Annotated in this window: 10 protein-coding genes; 5 read left to right on the forward strand and 5 right to left on the reverse strand. The window is 59.1% G+C overall.

The features are described 5' to 3' along the window. The first annotated feature begins 1,349 nt into the window (after positions 1 to 1,349). The 3 genes from FS320_RS48720 to FS320_RS34205 all read left to right on the forward strand — a co-directional run bounded on the left by FS320_RS48720 (position 1,350) and on the right by FS320_RS34205 (position 3,133). Entirely contained in the window at positions 1,350 to 1,937 is a 588-nt protein-coding gene (locus FS320_RS48720) for a DUF2778 domain-containing protein (RefSeq protein WP_420846812.1), read from the forward strand. 53 nt (positions 1,938 to 1,990) lie between these two features. Then, positions 1,991 to 2,218 (forward strand): hypothetical protein, encoded by a 228-nt coding sequence (locus FS320_RS34200; protein ID WP_152716844.1) that lies wholly within the window; start codon positions 1,991 to 1,993, stop codon positions 2,216 to 2,218. 123 nt (positions 2,219 to 2,341) lie between these two features. Continuing rightward, positions 2,342 to 3,133 carry a restriction endonuclease gene (locus tag FS320_RS34205; protein WP_152716845.1) on the forward strand — a complete coding sequence of 264 codons (792 nt, stop codon included), beginning with the start codon at positions 2,342 to 2,344 and terminating at the stop codon, positions 3,131 to 3,133. Between the two features lie 13 nt (positions 3,134 to 3,146). On the opposite strand, the gene FS320_RS34210 is transcribed toward FS320_RS34205, so the two are convergent. The 4 genes from FS320_RS34210 to FS320_RS34225 form a co-directional block, all read right to left on the reverse strand. Then, complete coding sequence (locus FS320_RS34210) at positions 3,147 to 3,620, reverse strand: RNA polymerase subunit sigma-70 (RefSeq protein ID WP_152716846.1); 474 nt, start codon at positions 3,618 to 3,620, stop codon at positions 3,147 to 3,149. Positions 3,621 to 4,397: 777 nt separating this feature from the next. Further along, positions 4,398 to 4,592 (reverse strand): diguanylate cyclase domain-containing protein, encoded by a 195-nt coding sequence (locus FS320_RS34215; protein ID WP_162003431.1) that lies wholly within the window; start codon positions 4,590 to 4,592, stop codon positions 4,398 to 4,400. Between the two features lie 76 nt (positions 4,593 to 4,668). Further along, on the reverse strand, positions 4,669 to 4,974 hold the full coding sequence (locus FS320_RS34220) for an integration host factor subunit alpha (RefSeq protein ID WP_152716847.1): 306 nt from the start codon (positions 4,972 to 4,974) through the stop codon (positions 4,669 to 4,671). A 44-nt stretch (positions 4,975 to 5,018) separates the two neighbouring features. Then, positions 5,019 to 5,204, reverse strand: a complete 186-nt coding sequence (locus tag FS320_RS34225; protein ID WP_152716848.1) for a hypothetical protein — start codon at positions 5,202 to 5,204, stop codon at positions 5,019 to 5,021. Between the two features lie 628 nt (positions 5,205 to 5,832). On the opposite strand from FS320_RS34225, the gene FS320_RS34230 reads away from it, so the two are divergent. Next, positions 5,833 to 6,162, forward strand: coding sequence for a hypothetical protein (locus tag FS320_RS34230; RefSeq protein ID WP_152716849.1), 330 nt, complete (start codon positions 5,833 to 5,835; stop codon positions 6,160 to 6,162). 53 nt (positions 6,163 to 6,215) lie between these two features. On the opposite strand, the gene FS320_RS34235 is transcribed toward FS320_RS34230, so the two are convergent. Beyond that, entirely contained in the window at positions 6,216 to 7,202 is a 987-nt protein-coding gene (locus FS320_RS34235; RefSeq protein WP_152716850.1) for an ABC transporter substrate-binding protein, read from the reverse strand. A gap of 100 nt (positions 7,203 to 7,302) precedes the next feature. Here FS320_RS34235 and FS320_RS48725 point away from each other — a divergent pair. Continuing rightward, a partial coding sequence (locus FS320_RS48725) for a transposase (RefSeq protein ID WP_244627566.1) occupies positions 7,303 to 7,650 on the forward strand: 348 nt, incomplete at its 3' end.

Genomic DNA, 7,650 nt, shown 5'->3' on the forward strand with positions numbered 1-7,650 from the left:
GCCGACCGGATATGAGGTGATGTGGACTTTTGCTCCACAGCTGACCGCGAGGCCAATCCTGATGTCGTCTGCAAGCGATCCCGTCGCTGCGCACCACCCTTGACGCGATAGGCCTCATATGAGGGGGCATGACACTTCGTGGGCAATTGGTCGGCAGGCCAAAGCCTCAAAGGGGGTGATTACAGCTTCCATTCGCTGTGCTTTCTGACACCGATCCCTTTCAACGGGCAGCAGCATAAGCCGCCTCACATTCGTCATACTCCCCTACTTGGCGGAAAAGGGACTGGGCTACAGCCGTGGAACTCAAGATCCGCAAAGGTTGACCACATGGCCTTTAGGGGCCGGAACGAGAACTGCTCCCAAACACACGCCAGCATTATCAGCCAAACGCCGCTTTTCCTTAGAAGCGAGGCTTTTGCGTGAGACTCCGATCTCGTGATCGATGGCTGGATCAGGAAGTCGGGATGGATCTGTCAGCCCGCGAGGTGTTGGCAAGGATGTTGGGTCGGTTTGATGTGTCAGGGCGGGAGCGCCCGAGGGTAGTCGCTGGGGTGCGTGTCCTGAAACTCGACGTTTCGCCTTGGCCGTATATCCGGCCTAGTTCCAGATCTTTTGGATAATCTGCCGTGGCAAAAGCCTCTGCACGACGTCACTGCCATACTTTGACCATACCGCGTCTTGATCCGAAGGAATGTGCCCTTCGCGCATGGTGTCCGCAATCCATCAAAGGACTCGTCTCCGACCTACCACATGGGTCGAGCAGGTCATGCGCGGCCTGAGTTGTTGCCCTGAGATTATTGATGCTGTTGATGTCTTGTCCTTCGGTCCACCGTGCCCAGCGCAATCTCTTTATGACGGCCGCCTTGGTGGCAACTCTTCTGAGTTCTGCCGCGTATTTGGCCGATTTTGCTTCCTTTGACGACGTACGGCCGGTCGCCTCTGTCGGTCTCGCTAACACTCCAATGCCTGCGCAGGAGACTGACATGGGCATGTTCGCGTCAACAGATAGCCGACCGCCCGTCAGTTTTGCTCCGGCGATGAGCCTTGAAACGTTTGACTTTGTGCATAACGCTCCGCTCGTGCCGAAATTCAGCCAGTTTGCCGTGCCAGATGAGACTGATCTCAAGCTGCAGCCCGCTCTGCCTGCAAATGCATCACCAGGGAACCCTGTTGAGCCGGATCGGCCGCCTTCACATCTCGCGGCGATAGTGGACATGATCGAACCGGCGCCGGAACCAGTTCCTCTGCCGGTGCCGCGCCCTCCCGAATTGCGCGCTCCCGGCCCTCGACTATCCGAAGCTCCAAGGAAATCGCGCGCGGCTGTCCCTGTGTCCAGGACGAGTGCCGCTGTGACGAGCGAGCCGCCGGACGACCGCTCGTTCTTGGAGAAGCTTTTTGGGAGTAAGCCCGCCTCCCCGCCGGCGACCGACCTTGGCTATGCGTCGCTCGGCAGCGGAACCGGCAATATCGCGCCGAGTGCCCGCTTCAACCCGGCTCCTAGTTTGACAAGGGAGGCGGCGACCGCGGTTTATGACATCAGCGCTAAAGTCGTCATCATGCCGAATGGCGAGAGGCTGGAGGCGCATTCTGGGCTTGGGGACAAGCTTGACGATCCGCGCCATGTGCATGTGTCGATGCGTGGAGCGACGCCGCCGGGCACCTACGAACTCACCGAACGCGAGAAGCTCTTCCACGGTGAACGCGCCCTGCGCATGAACCCGGTCGGTGGCAGCGCGGCGATCCATGGCCGCGTGGGCCTGCTGGCTCATACCTATATGCTTGGCCCGAACGGGGATTCGAATGGCTGCGTGTCCTTCAAGGATTATGACCGCTTTCTTCAGGCTTACCTGAGGGGTGAGGTAACGCGTCTGGTCGTCGTGCTCGGCCGCGGGCAGGATGCCCTGCCCCGCGTCGCAAATGCCGATAACGGAAAGTAGAAGAAGGCCTAAGGTGAAAAGTCCCTCTGGACTTGCCTAGAAGAGGAGATGCAGTGACCACTCGCCTTATGGAGATCCTGGATCGCGATGCCGCTATCATGAGAGCCAAGATAGCTGAAGTCATGCCGGCCGCTGACGGCGAGGCACGGCAAGCCCGGGAATTGATGATCCTCCTTCATGCCGCGCTCTTTGTCATCCCGCGATATGACGGCAGCACGGCCGAAGAGCTGCGGGAGTTCGCCGGTCAAATCCTCGACCGGACCCGGATCACCAGGCAGTAGCAGCCGAAATAATCCTGTGAGTTTCAGTGGGCCTAACTCTTTGCGAAGCTACTGGTAACCCCAGTCAGCTATCCAAACTCTCGCAGTCACACTGAAAGCCGCCGCCGACTGCCGGATAAGGGAATGTTTCGCTACCTCTGGAGACATAAGGCGTTCAGCGCCGTACTGCTCTTCTTCTTCGGCATCGGCTTGTATCTCCAGCCGATCGCCGCCTGGATCGGGCTCGCGCTGCTGCTGTTCCTGCGCCTGACCAAGGTTCACTCGTTCCTGCTCATCTATGACCTAACAGACCGGGCAGCCCTGACACATGTCAGGACGTTAGCGACAAAACGCGCTCATATGCTCTCACCGGACGAATATGGGAATGTCTCTGAGGAGGCCTGGGACAAACACCTCGCGACCTTCATCAAGAAGACCCTCCTGCCGGAGTTCCAGCGCAAGAAGGTCGAGCATCTCCTCGCCAAAGATCCGAAGCGGTACGTTGCCCGCCTGAGGACACGAATTGACCGGATCATCGACAGGTACCAGCCCGCCGAGCCAACAGTCGAATTCGATGAGACGATGACCGGCAGGGAGTTTGAGCTCTACTGCCGCGAGGTCCTGCAGGAGGCAGGATGGCGTGCAGCACTTACTCCCGGATCAGGCGACCAGGGCGCCGACATCATTGCCGAAAAGGATGACCGTCGGGTTGTCATTCAGTGCAAGTTCTACAACGGCACCGTCGGCAACAAGGCGGTTCAGGAAGCCTATGCTGCCGCTGCATTTCAGGATGCGCCCTATGCGGTCGTGGTCACCAATTCGGTTTTCACCAAGTCCGCCCACCAGCTCGCACATAAAAATGGCGTGCTGCTGATGCACCACACCGATTTACCGCGGCTTGAACTCATCATCACCAGCGGGGCAGGCACCCGCTGATACAAGATTCCATTTAGTCGCTTGTGACCTTCAGGAAATCGTCGATCGACAACTGCGCCGGATTGGTCGACTTTGCCTTCGGCTTTCTTGCGGCTTCCTCAGCCCCCACAGCGACAGGCTGCTTGCGCGGGATCGGGGTGTCTTCCGACTGCATGCGCTTCATTCGCGCCTTCGCCTTGTCGCGGGCCTGGGCCTCCTCGGATTGCGGATCTTCGGTCAGCCACTTCCCGCGCTTGATCACCTCGTTCACGAGGCCTTGGTTGATCCCAAGCTGGAAGGCGATCTCCTGCTGAGTCATGTCGGTGGTGCTATGCAGATCGAGGATCTTGCGGGCGAGCTCCGGCGTCATCTTGCGTCCGGACACCCGACGGGCCGGTGCAACCGACCGCGTCTTCTTCTCCTCCTTGCGCATCTTCTCAAGAATGGCCAAGGCCATCTGCATGCCTTGGGCGCGCAGGGCTTCTTCGAATTGCTTCAGCGTAGCCAAAAGAGAGACTCCTGAACTCCTGCCCCGATGCAGTCGCACCGGTTCAGAATGACTTTTGAACGACGAAGAGGTGATGACAGCTTCCGCCAGCCCCGCACGGCTATTCGGAGAAGTCAGCCGAATTAAGCTGACCAGAAATAGAATGAGTCCATGATTCGAGTTTTTCAAGCTCGGCTATTCCAATTGGTTGTTGATTTGTTCTGCCCGGACGGCAAATGCCGCCAGAAAGCGTCCAATTAGGAGGGTTGAAAGACCGACGCATATCCGGGGCGCGCAACCTATAGTTGGTATCGACCCCGGATTTTCGGCAAGCTAGCTCGCGAACCTCAACTTATCGATGTGCCTCGCCAGCTACTAGCGTCATGCTCAGTGGACGTGCACCACAGCTGCTATTTGAGCCATGGCTTGGGATAACATCTCCCATCGCTCCAGCAGCATGGCTCTGCCACCAGGAACTTCCGCCCACGTAGCTCCATGCAGACAGGCGATCTGATCCCCCTCCATTTCGCTACCGGGATCCTCTTCACGCCCAAACCATGCCCAAGGATCGCCCTCTGCTTCCGCGAGGAACTTAAGAGCGTAAGGGTTTAGAGCCACAGCTTGGTTAATTGCTCTCTCTGCCGCCGATCCCGATTCCGTTATCGCCGTTACAAGTGCGACAGTCCAAGCGATCAGAGCATTCTTCTTAGGGCCACCTCTACATTGTGGATGAACGCTCGCCGCCGGATATTCCAGGACCACAATGAGACCATGTAGAACTACCCTTTTGTGACTCTTTCAGGGAAGCAAGCCGGCGACAACGCGGTTCCTGCCAGCCCTCTTAGCTTCGTACAGTCTGGCATCAGCGGCCGAGACCAGCGTCCCCGCAGTGAAGTCGCTTGATGGATCAGCCGTAACCGCGCCAATGCTCACCGCGACCAGTCCTTCGAGCCGCTCGGCTTCGTTGGCCGGTGGTGGAGGCACAACAAACACGTCAAAACTCCTGCTGCAGGCAAATAGCCTCTGCGATGGCTCACCTGTGTCTGAGGCGAGTTGATCACCTTGTAGATCAGGTGCCGGCGGTCTGCCCGTTCACATGGTCCTTCAGATTGGGCGATGGAGTGAAGGTGACGACCCGCCGGGGCTCAATCGGAACCTCTTCACCGGTCTTGGGATTCCGACCCAGGCGCTCGCCCTTGTTTCGGACCACGAAATTCCCGAAGCCGGAGAGCTTCACGTTCTCTCCGCGCTCCAGAGTATCGCAGATCTCGGTGAGTACCTGCTCGGCTAGGGCGATCGCCTCATGCTTGGCTAATCCAACAGCCTGAGCCACCGCTTGGGCCAGATCGGCTCGGGTCACGTTCCTGCTGGTCATCCGCTCATCCCACCGTCCTAAGGTGCCCACAACAGGGGCGTGCCCTACGGGGGATATTTCTCCTCAAGCTCGAGCACAAGCGTTTTGAGGTGCTCCGGCATGTCTCCTGCGAGCACCTCGTCGTACAGGCTCCTCAGGGAGTGACCAAGAACAAAGACCACCTGCTCCTGGGTGAAGTTCAAGGTGCTAGGGATGTCTCGCGACCAATCCCGAGTGTTATTCTGCTGCATGGCATAGTTCTCTTGGCTGTGCCCTGCATTGCCCCTGGTTAACATATGTGACGAGGCAACTCACGCTGAGGTGGTCGGTTTCAGCGCGGCTGTGCGTTTCACGCTTCGGGCGCATCAGCTCGGCAGGATGATTATCCTCACCGCAGGAGGGTGGCTAGGCTGAAGCTGACAGTCCCCATGCTTGCCAGGAACCAGGGCCACCAGGTTGGCAAAGGCCTTTCACTACGTCCGGTCATCCTGCCCCGTCTCTTTGTCGAACCCAGTATGGCCAGCAGCCAGATGGGATGCTTTGAGTTGCACCAAAAAGAGCCTATCGGCCTGACAGCTGGCAATTGACCTTTCGTCGTGAGGCATCCCGTCGCAACTGGTCTAGCTTCTCTCTGGTTCAGCGATGGGACCGGGCCGAGGCGCCTAAACATACCGCTGAAACCATCGGCCGTGTTCGCCGTTACTCGGGCGAGGGCCATACCCCCTCACTTCAAGGAAGCCTCCTCACCTCCCTGGCAACGGCGGGTGGGAAGGCTTTTTTGTTCATCCGAGCTGATTAGAGGCCTTTGGCCGCAACCACTTCGAGCCGTCGGCATGCCATAAAGTCCTATCTTGGCATGACAATTGGTTACACTCCCTGATGAGCAGCTTGTATCACTACCCCGCTATGTCGGCCCTCAATGAAGAGACAGAGCCGGATCGCGTCTGCCGGCTCCACGAGGCCTTCGGGGTGATGTGCGCCATTGCCCGAATGATTTGGCGCGAGGAAACAGGCTACGACGCCAACTCGGCCGCCTCAGGCACAGTTCGCTGGGACGGCTCGGTCATCGCGTTGCGTGACATCAGGGGCCACCTGGAGGTGATCTGGGCTTCTGCCGCCCATCAGGAGCGTTACGGAGTGCTGGCCGAACTCGCCTGGGAGGCCATGTCGGAACCTCGGGCCAACGTATCTCATCACCTCCCCAGCTGACCGGCCGGCGTCTCTTGGAGCCCGTCCCGAAATTACCGTCAGTATCGAACGTCTCATTCGATCACCTCGTCAGCCTGGACAATAAAGGTGTACGGCACCTCTAATCCGAGCGCCTTCGCCGCCTTCAGGTTGACGACAAACTCAAACTTGGTCGGCTGCTGCACCGGTAGGTCGCCAGGCTGTTCGCCGTGCAGGATGCGGTCAACGTATGTCGCTCCTTGGCGGAACATCTCCGTTCGGTCCGCCGAATAGGAGGCGAGCCCTCCGGTCGCGACCATCACCCGATCCGAATAGATTGCAGGCAATCCATGCCGCGCCGCTATGGCCGTAACGGTTTTGCGATGAGCGAGAATCGTCAGGTCGGAGGGGAAAACAAGTCCTCCATCGGGCTGGCGCGCGAAGGCCTCGAACCTTGTCCCGATGTCCGCCTCATCAGAAATTGGGATCAGGCTCGGTGTGAGTGAAAACGCGGCAGCGGCTGTCTCAAACTCCTTCCAATGGAAAGGAGTAGAGGGGTTTGCCGGATTACAGACCAATGCGGCGCGGGTTACGTGAGGAGCAATCTGCTTCAATATCTCGACCAATTTGGCCGTGATTGAATATGGCGGTAGGGCGATGCCGGTGAGGTTCCCGCCCGGTCTTGCGAGGCTCGGGACAAGACCTTGGCCCAAGGGATCGCTGACGCCAACAAAAACCGTTGGAATTGAGCGGGTCCGTTCCTGAATGATCCGAGCCACTCGGCCACCCGTGAAGAAGATCACGTCCGGGCCCAGCCTCACAAGTTCCGCTGCGTCGGCCCGCACCCGTTCCAGATTGTCAGTCGACCAACGTTCCTCCATTCGGAGCGTATCACCCGACCATCCCAGCCGTCCAAGCTCCTCCCGGAAGGCCGCCACACGCCCCCTGACCTCTGCGTCAGTATCAGGATAGGGCATTAGGACAGCAATCAGACGGCGCTGCCCATCGGGCTTCTGGGCCAGCGCTGCGAACGGCCAGGCTGCCGCGCCGCCGAGCAGCGCCACGAACTGCCGCCGTCTCATTCAGTTGACCTCGGCGGCAAGGCGCGCGGGGCCCGCGACACTTGAGACTCAAAGGAGGCTGTGATTCCAAACGCCATCGCCTGATCACCTCGGATCCCTTATGTGGGCCCCGGCCACTCGGCGGCAGTATAGCCGCGAAGAGTTGCGTTACCAAACCGATTTGACGGACGCAGAGTGGGCTCTGATCGAGCCGCTCATGCCGAAGCCCCACGCCCGCGGACGACCACGGTGCTGGTCCTGGCGCGAGATCCTCAACGGCATCTTCTACGTGCTGCGCGGCGGCATTGCCTGGCGGCTCTTAGAGCGCGTTGACATTCAGGCTTTCGACGGACTCGCAAATCTGATTCAAGCTCCTTTTGGGCGCGGAGGCTTGGGTGAGCGGAGTTCGTCTGATGTTGAAAGATCACCAGTGGGATCGGATGGAGCCGCATTTGCCGGGCAAACGCAT

Source organism: Microvirga tunisiensis, assembly GCF_009296175.1.
Lineage (GTDB): Bacteria > Pseudomonadota > Alphaproteobacteria > Rhizobiales > Beijerinckiaceae > Microvirga > Microvirga tunisiensis.

Coding starts and splice junctions, on each gene's coding strand:
- FS320_RS34205 (WP_152716845.1), top strand. CDS start 2,342: ATGTTTCGCTACCTCTGGAGACATAAGGCGTTCAGCGCCGTACTGCTC.
- FS320_RS34220 (WP_152716847.1), bottom strand. CDS start 4,974: ATGACCAGCAGGAACGTGACCCGAGCCGATCTGGCCCAAGCGGTGGCT.
- FS320_RS34225 (WP_152716848.1), bottom strand. CDS start 5,204: ATGCAGCAGAATAACACTCGGGATTGGTCGCGAGACATCCCTAGCACC.
- FS320_RS34230 (WP_152716849.1), top strand. CDS start 5,833: ATGAGCAGCTTGTATCACTACCCCGCTATGTCGGCCCTCAATGAAGAG.
- FS320_RS34235 (WP_152716850.1), bottom strand. CDS start 7,202: ATGAGACGGCGGCAGTTCGTGGCGCTGCTCGGCGGCGCGGCAGCCTGG.